The organism is Streptomyces hainanensis (assembly GCF_004348415.1).
GTDB lineage: Bacteria > Actinomycetota > Actinomycetes > Streptomycetales > Streptomycetaceae > Streptomyces > Streptomyces hainanensis.
Genome location: NZ_SMKI01000879.1, coordinates 1 through 854 on the forward strand (window position 1 = coordinate 1; position 854 = coordinate 854).

The window sequence follows — 854 nt, forward strand, 5'->3', positions numbered from 1 at the left end:
CCCAGCATCCCCTCCAGCCGGTCGAACCGATCCCGCAACTCCCGCATGGCGTGCTCCGCCTGCGTCACCGCGCGCTGCCGCCGCTGTTCCCGCCCGACGAACCACGCCGCGATCGCCGCCGTGATCGCCCCGAACGTCGTGATGCCCACCACCATCACCACGACCGCGACCACCCGGCCCCAGAACGTCACCGGGTAGAACTCGCCGTAGCCGACCGTGGTGGCCGTCTCCACGGTCCACCACAGCGAGTCCCCGTAGCTCGTCAGGTTCGCGTGGGCCGCGCCGTGTTCGGCGACCATCACCAGGAACGCGCCGAGCAGCATGCTGGCCACCAGCACGAGCGGCGCCGCGATCGCCACCTGCTGGTGCAACGAGCGACGCCGGCGCTGGTTCATCAGCGCCGCGATCGTCCGGTGGAGGAACGCGGGCACCATGGGGGGATGGTGCGGGACCCGGCGCGCTCCCGACCGGCCGGCGCGCCCGGCGGACCCGGGCGCCACCTGATCGGGCCGCGCCCCCCACCACCGAGAGACCGGCCGCGCTCATGACACGCCGGCCCGCTCCTCGGCCAGCGCCTCGGTCAGCGAGAGCTCCGCGCCCGCCGCGAGACCGGCCGCCAACGCCGGCGCGCCGAGCGCCGCCCGCACCGCCCGCTCGGCGCGCTCCACGTCGCCCCGCTCCCCGGCCGGCAACGGCGCCCCCACCGCCGCACGGGCCGCCGCCGCCGCGCCGAGCAGCCGGGCCGCGATCGGGTACCGGCCCGCCGCGGCCGCCGCGCACCCCAACCCCTCGACGGCGAGCGCCACCGCCCGCGGATCCCCACCCGCCACGGCCGCCGCACCGCCCTCCAGATG

At 77.5% G+C, this 854-nt stretch carries 2 protein-coding genes; both read right to left on the reverse strand.

The annotated features are described in order from the left end of the window. On the reverse strand, positions 1-434 hold a 434-nt coding region (locus E1283_RS36600), incomplete at its 3' end, for a potassium channel family protein (RefSeq protein ID WP_132822440.1). 108 nt (positions 435-542) lie between these two features. Then, on the reverse strand, positions 543-854 hold a 312-nt coding region (locus tag E1283_RS36605), incomplete at its 5' end, for a hypothetical protein (protein WP_207930683.1).